The organism is Pantoea sp. B_9, from assembly GCF_008632015.1.
Taxonomy (GTDB): Bacteria; Pseudomonadota; Gammaproteobacteria; order Enterobacterales; family Enterobacteriaceae; genus Pantoea; species Pantoea dispersa.
Genome location: NZ_VWVL01000001.1, coordinates 590,553 through 615,322, shown reverse-complemented (window position 1 = coordinate 615,322; position 24,770 = coordinate 590,553). Strand labels below are relative to the sequence as shown.

The window sequence follows — 24,770 nt, the reverse complement described above, 5'->3', positions numbered from 1 at the left end:
CCGCTGCTTTTTTTTTGCCCACACCCTGCGAATAACACCTGCGGCTCTCTGGCTTAACTTCCACCAACACGTTACGGACGTAAGGATGTTTTTGTGCTGATTATTGTGGGTTATATCGTAGTCCTCGGTTCCGTGCTGGGCGGTTACATGATGGTAGGCGGCCATCTGGGCGCGCTTTACCAGCCGTCGGAGTTGCTGATTATTGGCGGCGCCGGCATTGGTGCGTTTCTGGTGGGCAACAACGGCAAATCGATTAAAAAGACGCTAAAAGCGCTGCCCTTGTTAATGCGCGGCTCAAAATATAACAAAGCCGTATACATGGATTTAATGGCGCTGCTGTATCGCCTGATGGCGAAATCACGTCAGCAGGGCATGCTGTCGCTGGAACGCGATATTGAAGATCCCAGCCAGAGCGAAATTTTCGCTAACTATCCGCGTATTTTGTCCGATAAACCTTTAGTGGATTTTATTACCGACTATTTACGGCTGATGGTGAGCGGAAATATGAATGCTTTCGAGATCGAAGCCCTGATGGATGAAGAGATCGAAACCTATGAACACGAGTGCGAAGTACCAGCACAAAGCTTAGCGGCAGTCGGTGATGGCCTGCCGGCGTTTGGTATCGTCGCCGCGGTAATGGGCGTGGTGCACGCGCTGGCCTCCGCGGACCGCCCGGCGGCAGAACTGGGCGCGCTGATTGCGCACGCCATGGTGGGAACGTTCCTCGGTATTCTGCTGGCTTACGGCTTCATTTCGCCGCTGGCATCCGTGCTGCGCCAGAAGTGCGCGGAAACCACCAAGATGATGCAGTGCGTCAAAGTCACGCTGCTCTCCAGCCTGAACGGTTATGCGCCGCAGATCGCCGTCGAGTTTGGTCGTAAAACCCTGTATTCCACCGAGCGTCCGTCCTTTACCGAGCTGGAAGAGCACGTGCGCAACGCGAAAAACCCGGCTAAGCAGACTTCGGATACGCCTTCATGAAGCACGGTAATCGCCCGATTGTGCTGGTCAAACGGCGCAAACATAAAAAGCATGAAGGCAGCCATGGCTCATGGAAGATTGCCTATGCCGACTTTATGACGGCGATGATGGCGTTCTTCATGGTGATGTGGCTGATCTCGATCGCCAATCCGCAGGAGCTGGTGCAGATTGCCGAATATTTTAAAACGCCGCTCAAGGTCGCCCTGACCGGCGGTCAGCGTAGCAGCGACAGCGAAAGTCCGATTCCCGGCGGCGGCGATGATCCGACGCAGAAGAAAGGCGAAGTGCAAAAACAGGTCGATATGGATGCGCAAAAGCGCCAGCTGGATGACATTCGCCTGAACCGGCTGCGTGAAAAACTCGACCAGCTGATTGAGGCCGATCCGCGCCTGAAAGCGCTGCGTCCGCATCTGATCATCAACATGGTGGAAGAGGGGCTGCGCATTCAGATTATCGATAGCCAGAACCGCCCGATGTTTAAAACCGGCAGCGCTGAAGTGGAGCCGTACATGCGCGATATCCTGCGCGCCATTGCGCCGCTGCTGAATGATATTCCTAACAAAATCAGTTTGTCCGGTCATACCGATGACTTCCAGTACGCCAGCGGCGATCGCGGCTACAGCAACTGGGAACTGTCGGCGGATCGTGCCAATGCCTCACGCCGTGAGCTGGTGGCGGGCGGGCTGGACGGCGGCAAAATGCTGCGCGTGGTCGGCATGGCCGACACCATGAAACTGAAAAACCGCGGCGCCAACGACGCGGTGAACCGTCGTATCAGCCTGCTGGTGTTGAACCATGACACCGAAGCGGCGATTGAAAAAGAGAATGCCGAGAGCGATGCCGTTCAGGTGAGTGACCCGGCGCAGATTTTACCTAGCATTACCGCACCGGCTGGTCCGGCGGCGCCAACTGCCCCCACGGGTTCTACCGCAGCACCGGCCACACCGGCAGCCGCGGCGAATCCGCCGGCAGCGGCACCGCCCGCCGCCAGCGCGGTGACACCAGACCAACCCTCACAGCCGAGGTGATCCCGTGAGCATGGACATCAGCGATTTTTACCAGACGTTTTTTGATGAAGCCGATGAGCTGTTAGCGGATATGGAGCAACACCTGTTGGGACTGGATCCCCAGGAGCCCGATTCCGAGCAGTTGAATGCCATCTTCCGCGCCGCCCACTCCATTAAGGGCGGAGCCGGTACGTTTGGCTTTACGGTTTTACAGGAAACCACCCACATCCTGGAAAACATTCTGGATGGTGCGCGCCGTGGCGAAATGCAGCTCAGCACCGACATCATCAACCTGTTTTTGGAAACCAAAGATATTATGCAGGAACAGCTCGATGCCTATAAAACCGCGCAGGAGCCAAACGCAGAAAGCTTTAACTACATCTGTGAAGCCCTGCGCCAGCTGGCGCTGGAAGCCAAAGGAATAGCCCCGCAAGCCGCCGCACCGGTGGTGGCGCTCGCCGACGTGGCAGCACCTGCCGCACCTGCCAGCAGCGGCCTGCGCCTGCAGCTGATCAATCTGAAAGAGAAAGAGCCGGATCTGCTGCTGGAAGAGCTGGGCAACCTCGGCACCCTGACCGATGTGGTGAAAGGCGCCAGCTCGCTGGAAGCCACCATCGACGGTGTCGGCAAAGACGATATCGTGGCGGTGCTGTGTTTCGTGATTGATGAAGCGCAGATTCAGTTCCCGCAGGACGCCGCACCCGCCGCCATTGCCGCCGCGCCCGTCGCAGAGGCCGAAGCCGAAGCGCCGGTGCAGCAAACGGCGACCGTCACCGACATTACTCCGGCGGTGAAGCGTGAGAGCAAGCGTGCCGCCGCGCCCGCCAAAAGCAGCGAATCCAGCAGTATTCGCGTGGCGGTGGAAAAAGTTGACCAGCTGATCAACCTGGTCGGCGAGCTGGTGATTACCCAGTCAATGCTGGCGCAGCGCTCCGGTGCGCTGGATCCGGTGGCACATGGTGACCTGCTTAACAGTATGGGTCAGCTGGAGCGTAACGCCCGCGACCTGCAGGAATCGGTGATGTCGATTCGTATGATGCCGATGGAGTACGTGTTCAGCCGCTTCCCGCGTCTGGTGCGCGATCTGGCCAGCAAGCTGGGCAAAGAGGTTGAACTGACGCTGCTCGGCAGCTCAACTGAACTGGATAAGAGCCTGATTGAACGCATTATCGATCCGTTAACGCACCTGGTGCGTAACAGCCTCGACCACGGCATCGAAACCCCGGAAAAACGGCTGGCCGCCAGCAAAACGGCGGTCGGCAATCTGACGCTGTCCGCGGAACACCAGGGCGGCAACATCTGTATCGAAGTGATCGATGACGGTGCCGGCCTGAACCGTGAACGTATCCTGGCGAAAGCGCTCTCATCCGGCCTGCCGGTCAGCGACAGCATGAGCGATGAAGAAGTCGGCATGCTGATCTTCGCGCCAGGCTTCTCGACCGCCGAACAGGTGACCGACGTATCAGGCCGCGGCGTCGGCATGGACGTGGTGAAACGTAATATCCAGGAGATGGGCGGTCACGTCGAAATCTCCTCGAAGCAGGGCAAAGGCACCACCATTCGCATTCTGCTGCCGCTGACGCTGGCGATCCTCGACGGGATGTCGGTGCGCGTGGCAGACGAAGTGTTCATTCTGCCGCTGAACGCGGTGATGGAGTCACTGCAGCCCACGGCTGAAGAGCTGAAACCGCTGGCCGGTGGCGAGCGCGTACTGGAAGTGCGCGGCGAGTACCTGCCGCTGGTTGAACTGTGGAACGTGTTTGACGTGCAGAACGCCAAAACCGACGCCACGCAGGGCATCGTGGTGATCCTGCAGAGCGCAGGTCGTCGCTATGCGCTGCTGGTCGATCAGCTGATTGGTCAGCATCAGGTGGTGGTGAAGAACCTGGAAAGCAACTACCGCAAAGTGCCGGGCATTTCCGCCGCCACCATCCTCGGCGATGGCAGCGTTGCGCTGATTGTCGACGTATCGGCACTGCAATCATTGAACCGTGAGAAGCGTGTGGCCGGTGCCGCAGCGTAACAGATAACGAAAGGGTAAAAAAATGACTGACATGGCAACCGTGACGAAAATCGCCGGCGAAACCGTCGGCCAGGAGTTCCTGGTTTTCACCCTCGGTGACGAAGAGTACGGCATCGATATCCTTAAAGTGCAGGAGATTCGTGGTTACGATCAGGTAACGCGTATCGCTAACACGCCGGAGTTCATCAAGGGCGTGACTAACCTGCGTGGCGTGATTGTGCCGATTATCGATCTGCGCGTGAAGTTCTCGCAGCCGGACGTGGAGTACAACGAAAACACCGTGGTGATCGTGCTGAATCTTGAGCATCGCGTGGTCGGCATCGTGGTGGATGGCGTGTCTGACGTGCTGTCGCTGACGCAGGATCAGATCCGTCCGGCACCGGAATTTGCTGTCACCATGTCGACCGAGTACCTCACCGGCCTCGGTGCGCTGGGCGAGCGTATGCTGATTCTGGTCGACATCGAAAAACTGCTGAGCAGTGAAGAGATGGCGCTGGTGGATACGCTGCGTAGCGCATAATCGTTCGCAGAGAGACACGGGTCGCTGATGCGGCCCGTGACTATTACATCCTTTATTAAACCGTTATAAATCAATAGCAAAGCCCACAAATATTTCCTGCCCTCGCTCAATATTCCCGCCGCCAGGTCGATAACTGTATTGCACGATTTTTCTTCATTTCCCAGGGCAAACTATGTTTACGAAAATCCGCGTTGTGACCAGCCTGTTGCTGGTGTTGTTGGTGTTTGGCGTACTGCAGCTGGCTTCCGGCTCGCTGTTTTTCAAAGCGCTGAGTGACGACAAAAAAAGTTTCAATACCTCTCAGCTGGCGAGCAAAAACATTGCCGCCATCAATGATGCTTACATGAGCCTTAACCAAAGCCGCGTGATCCTGACGCGTATCCAGCTGCGTATTGCCACCAGTAAACTGACCGGCACCGAAGCTGACATCAGTACGCTGTTCGGGCAGAGCAGCACGTTCCAGCAGACGGCGCAGGACAAATTCACGCTGTTTAAAAACACGCCGGACACGCCGGGCCAGAACCTGCAGCTCAACCAGCAGCTGGAACAGACCTATAAAGCTTACGCCAGTGCGCTGGCTGAGATGCAGCAGGTACTGCAGCACAACGATACCGCCGCAGCCGGCAAAGTACCGGTGGCTCCGACGCAAAGTGCCTTTCTGGAAAACTACACCCAGTGGCGCGCCGATCAGGATCGTCTGACGGCGGCCGGCGTGGCGGCGAACAGCGCCGCTTACGAGCACATGATGTGGCTGCTGGGGCTGGTATTGGCGCTGGTGGTGGGCGTGATCGTGCTGTGCTGGTTCGGCCTGCGTAAGGTGCTGATTAAGCCGCTCAACGACAGCATCCAGCACATTGAACACATTGCGCAGGGCGATTTAACCCAGACCATCACCGTCGAAGGACGCAATGAAATGAGCCAACTGGCGAGCAAGCTGCAGGAGATGCAGCAGGCGCTGGTGCGCACCGTCAGCAACGTGCGCGACGGATCGGACGCCATTTTTACCGGGGCCAGCGAAATCTCCGCCGGCAATAACGATCTCTCGGCGCGTACCGAACAGCAGGCGGCGTCGCTGGAACAGACTGCGGCCAGCATGGAGCAGCTCACCGCCACGGTGAAGCAGAACGCCGAGAACGCGCGGCAGGCCTCGCAGCTGGCGCTCAGCGCATCGGAAACCGCGCAGAAAGGCGGAGAAGTGGTCGAAGGCGTGGTGCGCACCATGCACGATATCGCTGGCAGTTCGAAGAAGATTGCCGACATTACCAGCGTGATTGACGGTATCGCTTTCCAGACCAACATCCTCGCGCTCAACGCCGCAGTCGAAGCGGCGCGCGCCGGGGAACAGGGCCGTGGCTTCGCGGTGGTGGCCGGTGAAGTGCGCAACCTTGCCCAGCGCAGCGCGCAGGCGGCGAAGGAGATCAAAGGGCTGATTGAAGACTCGGTGCGTCGCGTTGACAGCGGCTCACAGCTGGTCGGCACGGCGGGCGATACCATGGGCGAAATCGTCAATGCGGTGACGCGCGTCACCGACATCATGGGCGAGATCGCTTCGGCATCGGACGAGCAGAGTCGCGGTATCGATCAGGTCGGCCAGGCGGTGACCGAGATGGACCGCGTCACGCAGCAGAACGCCTCGCTGGTGGAAGAGTCGGCGGCGGCGGCGGCCTCGCTGGAGGAGCAGGCCAGCCGTCTCAGCCAGTCGGTGGCGGTGTTCCGCATTCCACGTGGCGCTCAGCCTGCCAGCAGTACGGGTGTGCGCCATCCGCAGATCGCTCCCCCGCAGGCCAGTGCGCCACGCAAAGCGCTGACCGCGCCGGTCAGCGACGCCAACTGGGAAACGTTCTAAGCTGAAACGGGAGCGGACAACGCGCCGCTCCCTCATCGCCTGCTTTCTTTACTTATAAAACGCTGTAAAAAAGCTTTTATTCAGCATTATCCCTCGTAAAGTCCGGTAAACCCTCTCAAATATTCAGCGCAGCGGTCGATAAACAGGGCGTAACCCCCCTTTTTGGAGACACCATGTTAAAACGAATCAACGTCGTCACCAGCCTGATCGCCGTCCTGCTGGTGTTCGGTGCTATGCAATTACTGTCCGGCGGGCTGTTCTGGTCGGCATTACAAAAAGATAAAGAGGCGTTTGCTGTGGCACAAACGTCAAGTAATAACGTCGCTGCCATGTCCGATGCCTGGATTGAACTCAATCAAACCCGTACCGTGCTCAACCGCGCCATGCTGCGCATGCAGGGCAGCATGGCGTCACAGACCAACGGCGGCCAGCTTAACGCACTTATCGCGCAGACGGAGAAACAGCTCGACACCGCGGCCGGCCACTATCAGCGCTATTACGATTTGCCCGCGACGCCAGGACTGTCTGATGCGCTGCGCGACCGGCTGGAAGCAGATTATGCCGCGTTCAATAACGGCCTGAAGGCGATGCTGGCCCGGCTGAAAGCCAACGATCTGCAGGGCATGTTTGATCAGAACATCGAAGCCAAGCAGGTCAAAATGAAAGCCACCTATGAAGAGTGGCGCAGCGCGCAGAGTGCTTTAGCCGCTGAGGGCGTGGCGCAGAACCAGCGTGCCTTCCACACCATGATGTGGCTGCTGGCGATCGTCGCAGTGATGGTGATCGCGGTAATCGTCGCCTGCTGGTTTGGCCTGCGCACGGTGCTGATTCAGCCGCTGCATCAGTTGCTCGGTCACATTCGTCATATCGCCGCAGGCGATCTGACGCAGACCATCACCGTTGAAGGGCGTAACGAAATGAGCCAGCTGGCCAGCAGTCTGCATGAGATGCAGCAGTCGCTGGTGCACACCGTCGGCAACGTACGCGACGGCTCGGACGCCATCTTTACCGGCGCCAGCGAAATCTCCGCCGGCAACAACGATCTCTCGGCGCGCACCGAGCAGCAGGCGGCGTCGCTGGAGCAGACCGCGGCCAGCATGGAGCAGCTCACCGCCACGGTGAAGCAGAACGCCGAGAACGCCCGGCAGGCCTCGCAGCTGGCGCTCAGCGCGTCGGAGACCGCACGCAAAGGTGGTGACGTGGTTGAGGGCGTGGTGCGCACCATGCATGACATCGCCGGCAGTTCGAAGAAGATCGCGGATATCACCAGCGTGATCGACGGCATTGCCTTCCAGACCAATATCCTCGCGCTTAACGCGGCGGTCGAAGCCGCGCGCGCCGGTGAGCAGGGCCGTGGTTTTGCCGTGGTAGCGGGCGAGGTGCGTAACCTGGCGCAGCGCAGCGCGCAGGCGGCGAAGGAGATCAAAGGACTGATTGACGATTCGGTCAGCCGGGTTAACGCCGGTTCGCAGCTGGTCGGCACCGCAGGTGACACCATGCAGGATATCGTCGGTGCGGTGACGCGCGTGACTGACATCATGGGCGAAATCGCTTCGGCCTCGGATGAGCAGAGCCGTGGCATCGACCAGGTGGGCCAGGCGGTGACCGAAATGGACCGCGTCACGCAGCAGAACGCCTCGCTGGTAGAAGAGTCGGCCGCCGCTGCGGCCTCGCTGGAGGAGCAGGCCAGCCGCCTGAGCCAGTCGGTGGCGGTGTTCCGCATTCCGCGCGCGTCGGCAGCGGTCGCCGTGCGTCCCCCGGTAGCCACGACACCGCCGGCGGTGCGCAAAGCCGCTGCGGCCCCGGTGAGTGACGGAAACTGGGAAACGTTTTAATCATTGCCTGAATCGTCCCCTCTCCCGCTGCGGGAGAGGGTCGCGTGGCTGGCCCTTCTCCGGTTTGCTGCTGGTCTTACCCCTTTCACCTCACATAAAGATCCGCGCCTGCGCGCCGATAACACCAGCGATCCGCCAATTAATGAGGTGTTTATGTTTAGTCGTGTTCGAGTGGTATCCGGCCTGCTGTGCGTGCTGGCGTTATTTGCCTTACTGCAGCTGTTTTCCGGAGGAATGTTTTTTTCAACGGTGAAAGCCGATAAAGATAATTTTGCGTACAACCAACGTCTTAGCACCCTGCAGCGGGCGATGGGCACCTCATGGGTTTCGCTGGTACAGGCGCGTAACACGCTGAACCGTGCCGGTATCCGCTATCTGCTGGACAGTCAGCAGGCCGGCTCCGGTGCCACGGTAAAAGATCTGGTGGCGCTGGCCAATACGGAGCTGAAAACCGCCGATCAGAGCTTTGCCGAGTTCAACGCTAACCTGTCGGAAAAGGGCAAAAGCGCGGAGAACGTGCTGACGCTGCAGGCCAACTACAACGCGTTTCGCGGGGCGCTGGCCGAGCTGATTGATTTTCTCAGTGCCGGTAACTTTAAAGGCTTCGTCGATCAGCCAACGCAGGGTTTTCAGGACAAATTTGAAAAGGATTACAACGCCTGGCTCGCCTACAACATCGTGCTGGCAAAACAGGGCATTGACGCCAACGAGAGCGCTTACCAACACGCGATTATGCTGGTGGTCGGTACGCTGCTGGTGACGTTGCTGGTGATTGCGCTGGTGTGGAGCGGCATGCGTACGGCGCTGATCCGTCCGCTGCAGCAGAGCATTGAGCACATCCGCCATATTGCGCGCGGCGATCTGACGCAGCCGGTCGATCTCAGCGTGCGCAACGAAATGGGCGACCTGCTCAGTTCGCTGCAGCACATGCAGCAGGAGCTGGCGCGCACCGTACGCATCGTGCGCGACGGTTCCGACGCCATCTACACCGGCGCCAGCGAAATCGCCATGGGCAACAACGATCTCTCTTCGCGTACCGAACAGCAGGCCGCATCGCTGGAGCAGACCGCGGCCAGCATGGAGCAGTTGACCGCTACCGTGAAGCAGAACGCGGAAAACGCCCGTCAGGCGTCGCAGCTGGCGCTGAACGCGTCCGAAACGGCGCAGCAGGGCGGCAAAGTGGTCGATGGCGTGGTCAGCACCATGAAGGACATCGCCGGCAGCTCGAAGAAGATTGCCGATATCACCAGCGTGATTGACGGTATCGCCTTCCAGACCAATATCCTCGCGCTGAACGCTGCGGTGGAAGCGGCACGCGCCGGTGAGCAGGGGCGTGGTTTCGCCGTGGTCGCGGGCGAGGTGCGCAGTCTGGCCCAGCGCAGCGCGCAGGCGGCGAAGGAGATCAAAGGCCTGATTGAAGATTCGGTCAGCCGCGTCAATACCGGCTCGGTGCTGGTAGAGAGCGCGGGCGAAACCATGAGCGAGATCGTCAACGCGGTGACGCGCGTGACCGACATCATGGGCGAAATCGCCTCGGCTTCCGATGAGCAGAGCCGCGGTATCGACCAGGTTGGCCTGGCGGTGAACGAGATGGACCGCGTCACCCAGCAGAACGCCGCGCTGGTGGAAGAGTCCGCGACGGCGGCAGCGGCGCTGGAAGATCAGGCCAGCCGACTGAAACAGTCGGTGGCGGTGTTCAATATTGGTAAAGAATTTGTCGCCCAGGCCGTTAACGTAACTACAGCGCCAAAAATTGCGCGTCCGTCTGCACCGCAGGCGCTGGCGCCAGCGGCAGGAGCTCGTGGCGCTGACGATAACTGGGAAACCTTTTAACCCTTGTGGCCGCCGCAGGGCGGCCCGTGTGAATGGTGTGCACTGGCAGCACAGTAGCAACCGCAGTATCACAATTTAATCAGTTTGTTGCCGGGTGACCCGAAATGAAGAAATCGACGTTATTGGATCAAAATGAAGCCACGACGCTGCTCTCACAAATGGTGCAGCGCCTGCCGCTTTCCGATACACATTTTCGTCGTATCAGCCAGCTGATCTATCAGCGTGCGGGCATCGTGCTGGCCGACCACAAACGCGAGATGGTTTACAACCGTCTGGTACGTCGGCTGCGCATGCTGAATATTGATGATTTTGGTCGCTATCTGGCGCTGCTGGAGCAGGACCCGAACAGTGCCGAGTGGCAGGCGTTTATTAACGCACTGACCACCAACCTGACCTCATTTTTCCGTGAGGCGCACCACTTCCCGATTCTGGCAGAGCATGCGCGCAAACGCAGCGGCAACTACAGCGTGTGGAGCACCGCCGCTTCAACCGGTGAAGAGCCGTACTCGATTGCCATGACGCTGGCGGAAACGCTGGGCACCGGACCGGGGAAATTTTCCGTCCACGCCAGTGATATTGATACCCAGGTGCTGGAGAAAGCGGTAGCGGGCGTTTATCGCCAGGAGGAGCTGCGCACCTTATCGCAGTCGCAGCTGCAGCGCTTCTTCCTGCGCGGCACCGGTCCGCACGCCGGCATGGTGCGCGTGCGCAGCGAGCTGGCCAACATGGTGAACTACGCGCAGCTCAATTTACTGGCGCACGACTGGGCGTTGCCGGGGCCGTTCGACGCGATTTTCTGTCGTAACGTGATGATCTATTTCGATAAAGAGACGCAGGAACAAATTCTGCGCCGTTTTGTCCCCCTGCTGAAGCCGGGCGGTCTGCTGTTTGCCGGGCATTCGGAAAACTTCAGTCAGATCAGTAAAGAGTTCTGGCTGCGTGGACAGACTGTCTATGGACTGACCAAGGAAAGACGATGAGCAAAATCACCGTGATGTGCGTGGATGATTCCGCGCTGATGCGCCAGTTGATGACGGAGATCATCAACAGCCATCCCGATATGGAGATGGTCGCGACGGCGCCGGACCCGCTGGTAGCGCGGGATTTGATCAAACAGTACAACCCGCAGGTGCTGACGCTGGATGTCGAAATGCCACGCATGGATGGCCTCGACTTCCTCGAAAAACTGATGCGCCTGCGGCCGATGCCGGTGGTGATGGTTTCGTCGCTGACCGGTAAAGGATCGGAAGTGACGCTGCGTGCGCTGGAGTTAGGCGCGGTGGATTTCGTCACCAAGCCGCAGCTCGGCATCCGTGAAGGCATGCTGGCCTACAGCCAGATGATCGCCGACAAGATTCGCGCCGCCGCGCGCGCCAAACTGCATGCGCGTGCCGCCACGCCGCAGCCGGTAATGCTGAAAGCGGGACCGCTGCTGAGCAGTGAAAAGCTGATTGCTATCGGCTCTTCAACCGGCGGCACCGAGGCGATTCGCCATGTGCTGCAGCCGCTGCCGGCCACCAGCCCGGCGCTGCTGATTACGCAGCATATGCCGCCCGGTTTTACCCGCTCGTTTGCCGAGCGGCTGAACAAGCTGTGCCAGATTACCGTGAAAGAGGCGGAAGACGGCGAGCGTATTTTGCCCGGTCACGCCTATATCGCGCCGGGCGCGATGCACATGGAGCTGGCGCGCAGCGGTGCCAACTACGTGGTGAAACTGAACGACGGACCGCCGGTGAACCGCCATAAACCGTCGGTGGACGTCCTGTTCCGCTCGGTTGCGGTCAACGCCGGGCGAAATGCAGTGGGGGTCATTCTGACCGGCATGGGCAACGACGGCGCGGCCGGGATGCTGGAAATGCACCGCGCCGGCGCGTGGACCATCGCCCAGGATGAAGCCAGCTGTGTGGTATTTGGTATGCCGCGCGAAGCGATAGCGATGGGCGGCACCAGTGAAGTGGTCGATCTGGGCCACATCAGCCAGCATATGCTGGCCAAAATTAGCGCCGGACAGGCATTGCGAATTTAACGAGCCGGTCCTGCCGGACAAGACAACACAGGAGTAGATATGGCTGATAAAAACATGCGCTTTTTGGTAGTGGACGACTTCAACACGATGCGTCGTATCGTCCGTAACCTGCTGAAAGAGCTGGGATTCAATAACGTGGAAGAGGCCGAGGATGGCGTCGACGCCCTGACCAAACTGCGTGCAGGCGGCTTCGATTTCGTTATCTCTGACTGGAACATGCCGAACATGGACGGTCTGGAACTGCTGCAGACCATTCGTGCCGACGCCACGCTGGGCAAACTGCCGGTGCTGATGGTCACTGCCGAAGCCAAGAAAGAGAACATCATCGCCGCCGCGCAGGCCGGTGCCAGCGGTTACGTGGTGAAGCCTTTCACCGCCGCCACGCTGGAAGAGAAGTTGGGCAAAATCTTCGAAAAACTGGGTATGTAAGGAGATGTGATGAGCGACCTTCCGAAACCAACTGAAGAAGCTTCGGCACACGAGATTATTGCCCGGATTGGCTCTCTGACACGTATGCTGCGTGACAGCCTGCGCGAACTGGGGCTGGATCAGGCCATTGCCGAAGCGGCAGAAGCGATTCCGGACGCGCGTGACCGTCTGGATTATGTGGTGCAGATGACCGCACAGGCAGCGGAACGTGCGCTGAACTGTGTGGAAGCGGCGCAGCCACACCAGGACCAGATGGAAGCCGGCGCCACCCAGCTGAAAGGCCGCTGGGATGCCTGGTTTGAAAACCCGATCGAGCTGGCGGATGCACGCGAGTTGGTTTCGGATACGCGCCAGTTCCTTGACGACGTTCCGTCTCACACGGCGTACACCAACAAGCAGCTGCTGGAAATCATGATGGCGCAGGATTTCCAGGACCTGACCGGTCAGGTAATCAAGCGCATGATGGATGTGATCCAGGAGATTGAACGTCAGCTGCTGATGGTACTGCTGGAGAACATGCCGGAAGCCAATGCGGCGGCACGTAAAGAGGGCAACAGCCTGCTGAACGGTCCGCAGATCCATGCTAACGCGCCAGGTGTGGTATCCAGCCAGGATCAGGTTGACGACCTGCTGGACAGTTTAGGTTTTTAATGCTGATCGGGTGTTCAACCCGCATCCGAACCCGAACCCTCTCCCGCCCGGGAGAGGGGAACGCACGACGTGTTTTCCCGTCTGATCGCCCTGCATGCCCGCGGGTGGCGTAAATTCTGAAACATAGCAAGACAAGTCCTACGTTGGCGCAAGGATATGTTAAGGTAACCTCGTACAGTTTTGTGAGCTACTTCAAATTCTAAACTGAAACGACTACTCTTTTGCTATGCTGCCATTGGTTCTGACCCGCAAAATTTTCGCTGCTGTAACTTTAGGGGCCCCTGTACTGGCGGCCGTTGCGCCTGCGCAGGCCTTCACCGACAACAGCGACGTCTCCGCAACACCGTTTGCCGATCCGGCACGTTTCCAGAAAATTGCTGATGAATTACCGGCGCTGGGCTATCAGGACGATACGTCGGCGTTCAGTAAAAAGCTGGCGGGTATTGCCAAAAGCATCGGTGAGGCCAGCCAGAACAGCGACAGCGATACCACGCTGGGTCAGCAGGCCGGAATCTGGGCGTTTAACCATTTTCGTGATGAGGTTGCTACCCGGGTTGCGGATGAAGGGCAGTCGTTGCTGTCGCCTTATGGCCAGGCACAGATCGATCTTAACGTCGATATGGAGGGCAACTTCAGCGGCAGCGGGGCTTCGCTGCTGACGCCATGGGCCGATCGCTACAATTACCTCACGTTCAGCCAGCTGGGCGTGCACCAGACCGATGACGGGCTGGTGGGCAATGCCGGGCTGGGACAGCGCTGGGTGGCCGGCAGCTGGCTGCTGGGCTATAACGGCTTCGTTGATCGGCTGTTCGACAGCGGCTTGCAGCGCGCTTCGCTGGGCACCGAGGCCTGGAGCGATTACCTGCGCTTATCCGCCAACTACTACACGCCGCTGTCCGGCTGGCGCAATCGCAACCCGTTCCAGCAGCAGCGGCTGGCGCGCGGGTATGATGTTACCACCCAGGGCTATCTGCCGTTTTACCGCCAGCTGGGCGTGTCGGTCAGCTGGCAGCAGTATCTCGGCAACAATGTCGATCTGTTTAATTCCGGCAACAGCTACCACAATCCTTCAGCGCTGACGCTGGGCGTCTCCTACACGCCAGTGCCGCTGGTCACCGTATCGGCCAGCCACAAAACCAGTAATGAAGGCGAGAGCCAGGATCAGCTCGGCTTACGTCTTAATTACCGCTTTGGCGTGGCGCTCAGTCAGCAGCTCAATCCGGATAACGTCGCCGCCGCGCGTTCGCTGCGCGGTAGCCGCTATGATTTGGTCACGCGCAGCAATACGCCGGTGCTGGAGTTTCGCCAGCGTAAAACCCTGTCGGTATTCCTCGCCACGCCGCCGTGGCAGCTTAATGCGGGCGAGAGTTTGCCGCTGAAACTGCAGATCCGCAGTGCGCATCCAATCAGTAAAGTCAGCTGGCAGGGCGATACGCAGGCGCTGAGCCTGACGCCGGGTGCCGATCCCAACGACCCGCAGGGCTGGAGTATTATTATGCCGGCGTGGGATGCGTCGCCTGAGGCGAACAACAGTTATCGCCTGTCAGTGACACTGGAGGACAGCAAGCAAAATCGCGTGACTTCCAACTGGATTACGCTGCAGGTGCAGCCGCCGGTGATGCTGGAGCAGGGGGGCGAAAACCGCTTCGACCTGCTGGCGCCATAATCAGCGCGGCACCAGAGAAAAAGGGCAGCCGGAGCTGCCCTTTGCTGCATCCTCAGCCGACACTTGCCGGGATGCCATGAGGGTAAATCATCATCAGAACTGGTACACCAGACCGACCGCGGTAATATCGTCGGTTTTCAGGCGCAGCGCGTTGTCATCTTTCAGCAGGTTGATGCGGTATTCGCTGTAGACCGACATGTTCTTGTTAAAGTAGTAAGTGGCACCCACGGACGCGTATTTGAACAGCCAGGCGTCGCCGACGTTTTCAATATTTTTGCCCTTTGAGCTCACGTAGCCCAGCGACGGACGGAAACCGTTCAGGAACTGATACTGCGCCACGGCTTCAAAATTCACCGCTTTGTTGGCGAACCCGATGTTACCGATTGGCGTAGCGTTGTGGGATTCGCCGTAGATGGTCGCCAGATAGAGCTGGTTAGCATCATATTTCACCCCGGTTTCCCAGTGTTCGGCTTTCTCACCTCTGCCGTAAGTGGCAAGGTTTTGCGCGCTGACGCGATTGAGGCTGGCATAGGCGGCAACCGCGCTCAGGCCAAAGTCGGTGTCATACGAGGTGGAAAGGGCGAAACCATCACCGTTGGAGCGGCGTACCGCCAGGTTTGGCGTTGCCGCGCTGTCGCTGCGCTCGTTCTTGCCTTCGTACTGCGCTGCGACGTTCCAGCCTTTAACCAGACCGAAGAAATCTTTGTTACGCCAGGTCAGCACGCCGGTGGAGCGACCGGACAGGAAAGCATCGACATAACCGGAATCACCGCCGAAGAAAGGCAGCATATCGGTATAGCCCAGCACGTCATAAATCAGACCATAGTTACGGCCATAGTCGATCGAACCAAACTGCGCAAACTTCAGACCCGCATAGCCGAGGCGGGTTTTATTACCGGCCTGCGCATCGGCGCCTTCCGTGTTACGCAGGCTGAACTGCGATTGCCAGAAACCGTAGCCGGTCAGCTGATCGGTAATTTTGGTTTCGCCCTTAAAACCGATACGGACATACGATGAGGTATCACCATCATTGGTGGTGTCATCGGAGAACAGGTGCGACACGTTAATTTTGCCGACCAGATCCAGCTTGTTACCATCCTTATTATAGATTTCAGCGGCCTGAGCCACAGAAAGTCCCAGCAGCAATGGCATGACTGCTGCCAGTAAAGTGCGCTTCATCATTTATATTTTTACCCTGTGTTATTTTTTAATTTTTTAAGCCCCTGGTGGGGTGACAAGAAAATGACACAAAAGGATAAAGATCAGTAGTGCAATAGTTGTAACAAATAATTTCTAATTGGCTATTTGTGCGATTTTTATACGCCAATTCCATTATTCGGAAATGGGAATCGCTTTTACTTATCATGATTAAGTGAGCGTTTAATCGACGATTAATATTTATCTTTTTGATATGTAATGATTAAGTTAAGAGGGGTATCACTTAATAAAAATAGCGTTTTATTGCCTTAAATAGCACAAGCCTATGCCTTAAAGTTCAATACTTATGAATCAAAGCAGGCTGATAGTCACCCCGTAAATTATCCGCATTGACGCACTGTGTCGGTTTATTTCAGGCTAAATAATATCCCGATCTTTAATGCGTTTAATTACCGGCCAGCCTGGCACAGGGTAGCCAAAATAAGTTAATCAGTTGTTACTAATAAGCGGTCAACATGCACCACGCCGATGCCAGAACCGGGCTGTCACTTGCACCCGCTAAGCGCAGCACGCCCCAAAATGGCGCAGCAGACGCCTCATTTTGGCGAAATATCTGCTGTGCGATCACAAAAGCAATATTTCATTTTGCGAATGCATAAATCCGCTAAACAAATTACTGCGGTGCCGCTGTCATCGGATGGTTATTCACTTTTTATGCATTAAATGTGCATAGCGAAAGGGTGTAAGCCATTGATATTTCGTTGCTGAACCTGATTTATGCATTTTTTCCACTGGCTGGCACGTTAACTGCACTCTATAGTCGAGCTGCAACTCAGCAACTTTTAACAATTTTAAAACAAAAGCTTCACCCGAAGTGAGGCAGGAGAAATGGCTATGTCACTGCAGGTTTCACGTCACGATTTCGATCAATGGATGATGCCGGTTTATGCCCCTGCGGCTTTTGTGCCGGTGCGTGCCGAGGGTTCTACGCTGTGGGATCAGCAGGGCAAAGAGTACATCGATTTTGCCGGTGGCATCGCGGTGAACGCGCTTGGCCATGCTCATCCCGCGCTGCAGCAGGCACTGACCGAGCAGGCCGGTAAACTGTGGCACACCGGCAACGGCTACACCAACGAACCGATTCTGCGCCTGGCGAAGCAGCTGATTGATGCCACCTTTGCCGACCGCGTGTTCTTCTGTAACTCCGGGGCGGAAGCCAACGAGGCTGCGCTGAAGCTGGCGCGTAAAGTGGCACACGACCGTTTCGGTGCCGAAAAAAACGGTATCGTCGCCTTCACCAATGCCTTCCACGGCCGTACCCTGTTCACCGTTTCAGCCGGCGGACAGCCCGCCTATTCGCGCGATTTCGCCCCGTTACCGCCAGCCATTCAGCATGCCACCTTTAACGATCTGGCCTCGGCGGCGGCCTTAATTAATGACCAGACCTGCGCGGTCATCGTCGAGCCGATTCAGGGCGAGGGCGGTGTATTACCGGCCGATCCGGCGTTCCTGCGCGGACTGCGCGAATTGTGCGACCGCCATCAGGCGCTGCTGATTTTTGATGAAGTGCAGAGCGGCGTCGGCCGTACCGGCTCGCTGTATGCCTATATGCATTACGGCGTCACGCCTGATGTGCTGAGCACCGCCAAGGCGCTGGGCGGCGGCTTCCCCATCGGTGCGATGCTGACGCGTGAAGATCTGGCGCAGGTGATGGGCGTCGGCACGCACGGCACCACTTACGGCGGCAACCCGCTGGCCGGTGCGGTGGCCGGTAAAGTGCTGGAGCTGATCAATCAGCCTGAGTTTATGGCTGGCGTCGCCGAGCGGCACCAGTGGTTTGTCACGGCGCTGCAGGAGATCAACCAGCGGCTGCCGGTGTTTAAAGAGATTCGCGGCCTGGGCCTGCTGATTGGCGCGGTACTGAATGACGATTTTGCCGGTAAAGCCAAACAGTTCAACCTGACGGCGGCGGAAGAGGGCGTGATGGTTCTGATCGCCGGTGCCAGCGTGGTGCGCTTTGCCCCGGCGCTGAACATCAGCGAGCATGAAGTAAAAGAAGGGCTGGCGCGCTTCGAACGCGCCTGCGCACGCGTGCTCAAAGGAGCCACATCATGATGGTGATTCGCCCCGTCGAACGTGACGATCTGCCGCAGTTGCTGGCGCTGGCGGGGAAAACCGGCGGCGGTCTGACCTCGCTGCCCGCTGACAGCGAGACGCTGAAGGCGCGCATTGAGCGCTCGCTGCAAACCTGGCAGGACGCGCTGCCGCGCGCTGAACAGGGCTACGTGTTTGTGCTGGCGGATAGCAGTGACAATCGCGCCGTCGGCATCTGCGCCATTGAAGTGGCGGTGGGTTTGCAGGATCCCTGGTACAACTTCCGCGTCGGTACCCAGGTACACGCCTCGAAAGAGCTGAACGTTTACGCCAGTTTGCCGACGCTGTCGCTGAGTAACGATCACACCGGCAGCAGCGAACTGTGCACGCTGTTCCTCGATCCTGACTACCGCGACGGTAAAAACGGCCATCTACTGTCCAAGTCGCGCTTTCTGTTTATGGCGAATTTCCGCGAGCGCTTCATGAAGCACGTGGTTGCGGAGATGCGCGGCGTCAGCGACGAGCGGGGACATTCTCCATTCTGGGACAGTGTGGGCAGCCGTTTCTTCTCCATGGAGTTTCGCCAGGCCGATTTTCTCAGCGGCACCGGGCAAAAAGCTTTTATCGCAGAACTGATGCCCAAGCATCCGCTGTATATCCACTATCTGTCGGAAGCGGCACAACAGGTGATTGGCGAAGTCCACCCGAAAACCGCGCCGGCGCGCGCGGTGCTGGAAGCCGAGGGTTTCCGCTATCTCAACTATATCGACATCTTTGACGGCGGCCCGACGCTGGAGTGTGAGATCGACCGCATCCGCGCCATCCGCAAGAGCAAAGTGCTGACCGCCAGCGAAGGCGAAGCCGAGGCGCACTGGCCGCTGTGTCTGGTGGCGAACTGCGACTATCAGCAGTTTCGCGTGGCGCTGCTGCCGGTCGATGTCGCATCCGGTCAGGTTCTGATTAATCAGCAGCAGCGCACCGCGCTGCGCTGCGACTATGGCGATTCGCTGCGGGTGGTTACCCTGGGTCGCGAGGAGAATAACGCATGACGCATTTTATCAACGGTGAATGGCAGCCGGGCAGCGCGGATACGCTGAGTAAACACAATCCGGTGAGCGGCGAGATCTTATGGCAGGGCAATGCAGCCTCTGCGGCGCAGGTGGCGGCGGCCTGTGAAGCGGCTCGCGCAGCGTTCCCGGCATGGGCACGTCTGCCGTTTGCTGCCCGCCAGGCGCGGGTAGAGGACTTTGCCCGTCTGCTGGAGCGGGATAAAACCGAGCTGGCGGCGATCATCGCACGTGAGACCGGCAAACCGCGCTGGGAAACGCTGACCGAAGTGCAGGCGATGATCAATAAAGTGGCCATTTCGATTAAGGCTTATCACACCCGCACCGGCGAACAGGCCGAAGGTGAGAGTTCACTGCGCCACCGGCCGCACGGCGTGCTGGCGGTGTTTGGGCCGTATAACTTCCCCGGCCATCTGCCGAACGGACATATCGTGCCGGCGCTGCTGGCGGGCAACTGCGTGTTGTTTAAACCGAGTGAACTGACCCCCGCCACCGCAGAGAAAACCGTGCAGCTGTGGCAGGAAGCGGGCCTGCCGGCGGGTACGCTGGCGCTGTTACAGGGCGGACGTGATACCGGCCAGGCGCTGGCGCAGGCGGAGCAGATTGACGGCCTGCTGTTTACCGGTAGCGCGGCCACCGGCTATCACCTGCATCGCCAGTTCGCTGGACAGCCGGAGAAAATGCTGGCGCTGGAGATGGGCGGCAACAATGCGCTGATTGTGGAAGATCCGGCCGACATTGATGGCGCGGTGCATATCGCTATTCAGTCGGCGTTCATTACCGCCGGCCAGCGCTGCACCTGCGCGCGTCGTTTGCTGGTGAAACGCGGTGCGGCAGGCGATGCCTTCCTGCAGCGCCTGGTCGAGGTGAGTGCGCGCCTCAAACCCGCAGCGTGGGACGCCGAACCGCAGCCGTTTATGGGCAGCGTGATTTCGCCCGCCGCCGCCGGGCAGATCTTCGCCGCCTGGCAGCAGCGGGTTGAGTTGGGTGGCAAGGTGCTGCTGGCGATGCGCTGGCCGGATCGCGACAGCGCGATTATTACGCCCGGCATCATCGACATGACCGGCGTCGCCGGACTGCCTGACGAAGAGGTGTTCGGACCGCTGCTGCAGGTCATCCGCTACGACCATTACGCGCAGGCGATTGGCCTCGCCAACGACACGCGCTACGGATTGTCGTGCGGGCTGGTGTCACCGCAGCGTGACCAGTTTGATCAGCTGCTGCTGGAAGCGCGCGCCGGCATCGTGAACTGGAATAAACCGCTGACCGGCGCCGCCAGTTCGGCACCGTTTGGCGGCGTGGGCGCCTCCGGTAATCACCGTGCCAGCGCCTGGTACGCGGCGGATTACTGCGCCTGGCCGATGGCCTCGCTGGAGAGCAGCAGCTTAGCGCTGCCGGGCAGCCTGTCGCCAGGGCTCGATTTTGCTGCTTCAGGAGCGACATCATGAAGGCGTTTGAAGCAAACTTTGATGGTCTGGTCGGCCTGACGCACCACTACGCTGGCCTGTCGTTTGGCAACGAAGCCTCCACGCGCAATCAGCTGCAGCCCTCCAATCCGCGGCTGGCGGCTAAACAGGGGCTGCTGAAAATGAAGGCGCTGGCCGACATGGGCTATGTGCAGGGCGTTATCCCTCCGCACGAGCGGCCTAATCTGCCGCTGCTGCGCCAGCTGGGATTCAGCGGCAGCGATGCGCAGGTGCTGGCCAAAGCAGCCCGGCAGGCACCGCAGCTGCTGTCAGCGGCCAGTTCGGCGTCGGCGATGTGGGTGGCCAATGCGGCCACGGTTTCGCCATCGGCCGACAGCGCCGACGGCAAAGTGCATTTTACCGTTGCCAACCTCAACAATAAGTTCCACCGGGCGATTGAAGCGCCGGAAACCGCCGACCTGCTGCGCGCCATTTTCCGCGATGGCCGCCACTTCAGCGTACACGACGCGCTGCCGCAGGTGGCGCTGTTTGGTGACGAAGGCGCAGCCAACCATAACCGCTTCGGCGCTGACTATGGCGCGCCCGGCGTTCAGCTGTTTGTCTACGGTCGCGACGGCCAGCAGCAGGGCAGCGCACCGGCGCGCTATCCGGCGCGCCAGACGCGTGAAGCCAGCGCGGCGGTGGCGAGATTGCATCAGCTGGATGACGCGCGCACGCTGTTTGCTCAGCAAAATCCGGCGGTGATCGATCAGGGGGTGTTCCACAACGACGTAATCGCCGTCAGCAATCAGCAGGTGTTTTTCTGCCATGAAGAGGCGTTTGTCGACCAGCCCCAGCTGCTGCAACAGCTGGCGGATCAGGTGCCGGGCTTCCAGCCGATTGTGGTGCCGCGCGATCGGGTGTCAGTGGCCGATGCGGTGAACACCTACTTGTTTAACAGCCAGCTGCTGCTGCATCCGGACGGCGGCATGCGGCTGGTGCTGCCGGAAGAGTCGCGCCAGCATCCCGGCGTGTGGCGCTACCTGAGCGAGCTGGTGGAGAGCGGCGGCCCGATTCGCGCGCTGCAGGTGTTCGATCTGCGTGAGAGCATGTGCAACGGTGGCGGACCGGCTTGTCTGCGTCTGCGCGTGGTGTTAACCGAGGCGGAGCGTCAGGCCGTCAATCCGGCCGTGCTGATGAACGATCGCCTGTTTACGCGTCTGAATGACTGGGTGGATCGTCACTATCGCGACCGCCTGACGCAGGCCGATCTGGCCGATCCGCAGCTGCTGAGCGAAGGGCGAAGCGCGCTGGACGAGCTGACACAGCTGCTAGACTTAGGCAGTGTCTACGCGTTTCAGCGTTAACGCCGGGGGCAAATGTGTTGCCCCCTGTGTCAGAAAGGAGTGAACATGCAGGACTTTTTACAGCAAACCCTGTCAGGCCGCCCGCCCGCGCAGCGGCAGGGCAGTAACGCCCACCTGCACTGGCAGTGGCATGATGAGGGCATACTATCCCTGACACCGCATACGCCCACGCAGCAGGCGCTGGTTCTCTCTGCCGGGATTCACGGCAACGAGACCGCCCCGGTGGAGATCCTCAACCTGTTGCTGACGCCGCTGCTGCAGGGGGAAAAACCGCTGGCCGTGCGCCTGCTGGTGATCCTCGGCAACCCGGCGGCGCTGCGCAGCGGCAAACGCTACCAGCATTATGATATCAATCGGCTGTTCGGTGGCCGCTGGCAACAGGTGGCCGACGTGCCGGAGGCGCAGCGCGCGCTCCAGCTGGAGCAGGCGCTGGAGAACTTCTGGTGCGAGTGTCTCGATCACGAAATTCGCTGGCATCTCGATTTGCACACCGCGATTCGCGGTTCGTGGCATACGCGCTTTGGCGTGATGCCGCTCAACAGCCAGCCATGGCCAGCGGATTTTTTACACTGGCTGGCAGCGGCCGAGCTGGAGGCGCTGGTGTTTCACCGTGCGCCGGGCGGCACCTTCACCCACTTCAGCTGTGAACACTACGCGGCAGCCAGCTGTACGCTGGAGCTGGGAAAGGCGCTGCCGTTTGGCGAGAACGATCTCACTCAGTTCAGCGGCGTGCAGCGTGCGCTGGCGGCGCTGCTGTACGGTGAGGCGCTGCCGCCGGTGCGCGAGACGCCGCGCCATTATCGCGTAACACAGCAAATCACCCGGCACGGCGAGCAGTTTGTTCTGCACATGGGCCCGGAAACTCTCAACTTCACGGCTTTCCCGCAGGGCACGCTGCTGGCGGAAGAGGGTGAGCGGCGCTATTACGTGCAGCAGGCGCGTGAATATGTGCTGTTCCCCAATCCCAACGTGGCACCGGGCCTGCGCGCCGGGCTGATGCTGGTGGAGGAGAGTGAGCAGACCCAGGCGCTGGAGTTGTAATCGAAAGCTTTACCCGGCAATCCCTCCTCTCCCTGTGACGGGAGAGGTCACGGGTGAGCAGAGAACGTGCGCAAATTAACGACATTTTCCCTTCCGCAAAACCGACAAAGCCATTACACTCCTCCTTAATTCCTGCGCTTTCCCCTTGATCGTCATACTCTTTTGCAATTCCTCACGCATTTCTTCGCAATCTCTCCATGATTGCCCGATAACTGTCTTTTATGCTTGCAGGGCTTTACTCAGCCTCTGAGTAGTTGACGTTCAGCGTCGTATGCTTGTTTCCGAAGACGCGACACAGGCTGTCGTCATTAAACTGAAAAGTAAGGACAATATTATGCGTAAACTGACCTCCCTGTTTCTGGCTACCGCAATGGCTTTCGGTGCCGCCAATATCGTCCATGCTGCGGCTGACAACCTGACGCCGCCGCCAGCGGGCAGTGAAAAACCGATGCACAAGCCGATGCGCCACCACGGCATGGACATGATGTTCAAAGACCTCAACCTGACCGACGCGCAGAAAACCCAGATTCGCGACATCCTGCGTGACAGCCACAAAGACATGAAGCGTCCATCGCTGGAAGAGCGTCGTGCTAACCACAGCATCATCGCATCCGACACCTTTGACCGTGCCAAAGCAGAAGCGCAGGCAGACAAAATGAGCGCCAATGCGAAAGAGCATGCGCTGAAGATGCTGGAAACCCAGAACAAGATCTATAACGTGCTGACGCCAGACCAGAAGAAGCAGTACAACGCCAACTTTGAGAAACGTCTGACAGAAAAAGGCCCGCATGACGGTAAAATGCCGCCACCGCCGGCTGATGGCGAATAAGCCGTTTAGCTCACCGGTTTGAGACCGCCGACGTTGTCCATGGCACACTGTGCTTTGGGCAGCGTCGGCGGTTTTGCGTTACAGCTCAATCAGCGGATAAACGCCGGACAGCAGCGGTCGGCAGAGAATTTTGTAGCCGTCATGGTCGAAGCCGTGACGCGCACGCTGCAACTGACGCGCTTCCTGCTCACTGCTGACCGATCCCAGCCAGAACCAGTGATCGATGACGTGAATCTGCGTCATCTCCGTCCCGCGCTCCACCATACCCACCGGGCCCTGCCACGGCCAGCATACCACGCGCAGCTGCTCCAGCCCGGCCAGCAGGCGCTGCTGATGCGCCGCCAGCGGTTCCGCCCCGCAGCAGGCACCGGCACAGCGTTTAAGCGCCGCGCGGAAACAGCCGCGCCCCGGTTGCAGGCGCTCTAATCCCAGCAGGCCGTGACACAGGCGCAGCTCATCGGCGAGGCTTTTCAGCTTCTCTAACGCGGCAAAGCGGCTGCGGAATAGCCCGTACAGGTCAGGCGAGGAGGAGAAATCGAGATCGCGCGCGTACACCACCTGCGGTGCGCCGTCGCCCAGCTGCAGCGAGCACAGCTGGCGGTTTTTGCGCAGGCGCTTATTGAACAGCGGCTGCTGTGTTTTGATCATCTGCGCTTCGAGCAGCTGTGCGCCTACGTCCCCGGCGGTGGGGATCCAGCTGACGCGTCGCGCCTGGCGCAGCATACTGGCTTCATCCGCCGTGCGAAAATGGGCCATCACCCGGCTGCGCAGGTTGATACTCTTGCCGATGTACAGCGGCAGGTTGTCGTTATCACCGTGGAAAGTGTAAACGCCCGGCTGATTAGGCAAGCCTTCCAGCCACTGACGCAGATGTTCGGGATATTGATAGATAGCCGCCGCATCAAATTCGAGGCGATGGCGGTTTGCTCGTCTGACCAAAGAACGCTCCGCTTACTGGTTGTGCATACAGTATATCAGCGTGCGCGTTTTC

20 protein-coding genes are annotated in these 24,770 nt (G+C 59.1%); 18 read left to right on the top strand and 2 right to left on the bottom strand.

Features of this window, described 5'->3' with window-relative positions; genetic code table 11:
- The first annotated feature begins 93 nt into the window (after positions 1–93).
- From motA to F3I21_RS02835, 12 genes are all read left to right on the top strand, one after another.
- Positions 94–981, top strand: a complete 888-nt coding sequence (gene motA / locus F3I21_RS02890; protein ID WP_021506281.1) for a flagellar motor stator protein MotA — start codon at positions 94–96, stop codon at positions 979–981.
- Positions 978–2,009 (top strand): flagellar motor protein MotB, encoded by a 1,032-nt coding sequence (motB, locus tag F3I21_RS02885; protein WP_021506280.1) that lies wholly within the window; start codon positions 978–980, stop codon positions 2,007–2,009. The genes motA and motB overlap by 4 nt, the downstream gene beginning before the upstream one ends.
- A gap of 10 nt (positions 2,010–2,019) precedes the next feature.
- A complete protein-coding gene (gene cheA / locus F3I21_RS02880; protein WP_190286075.1) occupies positions 2,020–4,011 on the top strand; it encodes a chemotaxis protein CheA in 1,992 nt (663 codons plus the stop codon).
- A gap of 22 nt (positions 4,012–4,033) precedes the next feature.
- Positions 4,034–4,531, top strand: a complete 498-nt coding sequence (cheW, locus tag F3I21_RS02875) for a chemotaxis protein CheW (RefSeq protein ID WP_021506278.1) — start codon at positions 4,034–4,036, stop codon at positions 4,529–4,531.
- 172 nt (positions 4,532–4,703) lie between these two features.
- Positions 4,704–6,377 (top strand): methyl-accepting chemotaxis protein, encoded by a 1,674-nt coding sequence (locus F3I21_RS02870; protein WP_141495524.1) that lies wholly within the window; start codon positions 4,704–4,706, stop codon positions 6,375–6,377.
- A 173-nt stretch (positions 6,378–6,550) separates the two neighbouring features.
- Positions 6,551–8,212: a methyl-accepting chemotaxis protein gene (locus tag F3I21_RS02865; protein WP_150058259.1), complete on the top strand. Its 1,662-nt coding sequence runs from the start codon at positions 6,551–6,553 to the stop codon at positions 8,210–8,212.
- A 153-nt stretch (positions 8,213–8,365) separates the two neighbouring features.
- A complete protein-coding gene (locus tag F3I21_RS02860; protein WP_058785637.1) occupies positions 8,366–10,045 on the top strand; it encodes a methyl-accepting chemotaxis protein in 1,680 nt (559 codons plus the stop codon).
- Positions 10,046–10,149: 104 nt separating this feature from the next.
- On the top strand, positions 10,150–11,025 hold the full coding sequence (gene cheR, locus F3I21_RS02855; protein WP_031279190.1) for a protein-glutamate O-methyltransferase CheR: 876 nt from the start codon (positions 10,150–10,152) through the stop codon (positions 11,023–11,025).
- Positions 11,022–12,071 carry a chemotaxis response regulator protein-glutamate methylesterase gene (locus tag F3I21_RS02850; protein ID WP_021506273.1) on the top strand — a complete coding sequence of 350 codons (1,050 nt, stop codon included), beginning with the start codon at positions 11,022–11,024 and terminating at the stop codon, positions 12,069–12,071. The genes cheR and F3I21_RS02850 overlap by 4 nt, the downstream gene beginning before the upstream one ends.
- Before the next feature lie 39 nt (positions 12,072–12,110).
- Entirely contained in the window at positions 12,111–12,500 is a 390-nt protein-coding gene (gene cheY, locus F3I21_RS02845; protein ID WP_021506272.1) for a chemotaxis response regulator CheY, read from the top strand.
- A 9-nt stretch (positions 12,501–12,509) separates the two neighbouring features.
- Positions 12,510–13,151, top strand: a complete 642-nt coding sequence (gene cheZ, locus F3I21_RS02840) for a protein phosphatase CheZ (protein ID WP_058757663.1) — start codon at positions 12,510–12,512, stop codon at positions 13,149–13,151.
- Between the two features lie 226 nt (positions 13,152–13,377).
- The gene (locus tag F3I21_RS02835) at positions 13,378–14,817 is read left to right on the top strand and encodes a YchO/YchP family invasin (RefSeq protein ID WP_082678686.1); all 1,440 of its coding nucleotides are present in this window, start codon (positions 13,378–13,380) and stop codon (positions 14,815–14,817) included.
- Between the two features lie 93 nt (positions 14,818–14,910).
- Here the strand turns inward: F3I21_RS02835 and F3I21_RS02830 are convergent, their stop codons facing one another.
- Positions 14,911–15,999 (bottom strand): porin, encoded by a 1,089-nt coding sequence (locus tag F3I21_RS02830; RefSeq protein WP_150058257.1) that lies wholly within the window; start codon positions 15,997–15,999, stop codon positions 14,911–14,913.
- 870 nt (positions 16,000–16,869) lie between these two features.
- On the opposite strand from F3I21_RS02830, the gene F3I21_RS02825 reads away from it, so the two are divergent.
- From F3I21_RS02825 to spy, 6 genes are all read left to right on the top strand, one after another.
- Positions 16,870–18,090, top strand: coding sequence for an aspartate aminotransferase family protein (locus F3I21_RS02825; RefSeq protein ID WP_150058255.1), 1,221 nt, complete (start codon positions 16,870–16,872; stop codon positions 18,088–18,090).
- Positions 18,087–19,118 carry an arginine N-succinyltransferase gene (gene astA, locus F3I21_RS02820; protein ID WP_150058253.1) on the top strand — a complete coding sequence of 344 codons (1,032 nt, stop codon included), beginning with the start codon at positions 18,087–18,089 and terminating at the stop codon, positions 19,116–19,118. The genes F3I21_RS02825 and astA overlap by 4 nt, the downstream gene beginning before the upstream one ends.
- The gene (gene astD, locus F3I21_RS02815) at positions 19,115–20,584 is read left to right on the top strand and encodes a succinylglutamate-semialdehyde dehydrogenase (RefSeq protein WP_150058251.1); all 1,470 of its coding nucleotides are present in this window, start codon (positions 19,115–19,117) and stop codon (positions 20,582–20,584) included. Before astA ends, astD begins: the two co-directional genes overlap by 4 nt.
- Entirely contained in the window at positions 20,581–21,909 is a 1,329-nt protein-coding gene (gene astB / locus F3I21_RS02810; RefSeq protein ID WP_150058249.1) for an N-succinylarginine dihydrolase, read from the top strand. The genes astD and astB overlap by 4 nt, the downstream gene beginning before the upstream one ends.
- Before the next feature lie 45 nt (positions 21,910–21,954).
- Positions 21,955–22,950, top strand: a complete 996-nt coding sequence (gene astE / locus F3I21_RS02805) for a succinylglutamate desuccinylase (protein ID WP_150058247.1) — start codon at positions 21,955–21,957, stop codon at positions 22,948–22,950.
- 334 nt (positions 22,951–23,284) lie between these two features.
- Positions 23,285–23,779: an ATP-independent periplasmic protein-refolding chaperone Spy gene (gene spy, locus F3I21_RS02800; protein ID WP_021506263.1), complete on the top strand. Its 495-nt coding sequence runs from the start codon at positions 23,285–23,287 to the stop codon at positions 23,777–23,779.
- Between the two features lie 78 nt (positions 23,780–23,857).
- Here the strand turns inward: spy and cho are convergent, their stop codons facing one another.
- A complete protein-coding gene (gene cho / locus F3I21_RS02795; protein ID WP_058757668.1) occupies positions 23,858–24,718 on the bottom strand; it encodes an excinuclease Cho in 861 nt (286 codons plus the stop codon).
- Between the last annotated feature and the right edge of the window lie 52 nt (positions 24,719–24,770).

Excerpts from the sequence above, each read along its gene's own strand:
- motB (WP_021506280.1), top strand. The coding sequence starts at position 978 with ATGAAGCACGGTAATCGCCCGATTGTGCTGGTCAAACGGCGCAAACAT.
- cheA (WP_190286075.1), top strand. The coding sequence starts at position 2,020 with ATGGACATCAGCGATTTTTACCAGACGTTTTTTGATGAAGCCGATGAG.
- cheW (WP_021506278.1), top strand. The coding sequence starts at position 4,034 with ATGACTGACATGGCAACCGTGACGAAAATCGCCGGCGAAACCGTCGGC.
- F3I21_RS02870 (WP_141495524.1), top strand. The coding sequence starts at position 4,704 with ATGTTTACGAAAATCCGCGTTGTGACCAGCCTGTTGCTGGTGTTGTTG.
- F3I21_RS02865 (WP_150058259.1), top strand. The coding sequence starts at position 6,551 with ATGTTAAAACGAATCAACGTCGTCACCAGCCTGATCGCCGTCCTGCTG.
- F3I21_RS02860 (WP_058785637.1), top strand. The coding sequence starts at position 8,366 with ATGTTTAGTCGTGTTCGAGTGGTATCCGGCCTGCTGTGCGTGCTGGCG.
- cheR (WP_031279190.1), top strand. The coding sequence starts at position 10,150 with ATGAAGAAATCGACGTTATTGGATCAAAATGAAGCCACGACGCTGCTC.
- F3I21_RS02850 (WP_021506273.1), top strand. The coding sequence starts at position 11,022 with ATGAGCAAAATCACCGTGATGTGCGTGGATGATTCCGCGCTGATGCGC.
- cheY (WP_021506272.1), top strand. The coding sequence starts at position 12,111 with ATGGCTGATAAAAACATGCGCTTTTTGGTAGTGGACGACTTCAACACG.
- cheZ (WP_058757663.1), top strand. The coding sequence starts at position 12,510 with ATGAGCGACCTTCCGAAACCAACTGAAGAAGCTTCGGCACACGAGATT.
- F3I21_RS02835 (WP_082678686.1), top strand. The coding sequence starts at position 13,378 with ATGCTGCCATTGGTTCTGACCCGCAAAATTTTCGCTGCTGTAACTTTA.
- F3I21_RS02830 (WP_150058257.1), bottom strand. The coding sequence starts at position 15,999 with ATGATGAAGCGCACTTTACTGGCAGCAGTCATGCCATTGCTGCTGGGA.
- F3I21_RS02825 (WP_150058255.1), top strand. The coding sequence starts at position 16,870 with ATGTCACTGCAGGTTTCACGTCACGATTTCGATCAATGGATGATGCCG.
- astA (WP_150058253.1), top strand. The coding sequence starts at position 18,087 with ATGATGGTGATTCGCCCCGTCGAACGTGACGATCTGCCGCAGTTGCTG.
- astD (WP_150058251.1), top strand. The coding sequence starts at position 19,115 with ATGACGCATTTTATCAACGGTGAATGGCAGCCGGGCAGCGCGGATACG.
- astB (WP_150058249.1), top strand. The coding sequence starts at position 20,581 with ATGAAGGCGTTTGAAGCAAACTTTGATGGTCTGGTCGGCCTGACGCAC.
- astE (WP_150058247.1), top strand. The coding sequence starts at position 21,955 with ATGCAGGACTTTTTACAGCAAACCCTGTCAGGCCGCCCGCCCGCGCAG.
- spy (WP_021506263.1), top strand. The coding sequence starts at position 23,285 with ATGCGTAAACTGACCTCCCTGTTTCTGGCTACCGCAATGGCTTTCGGT.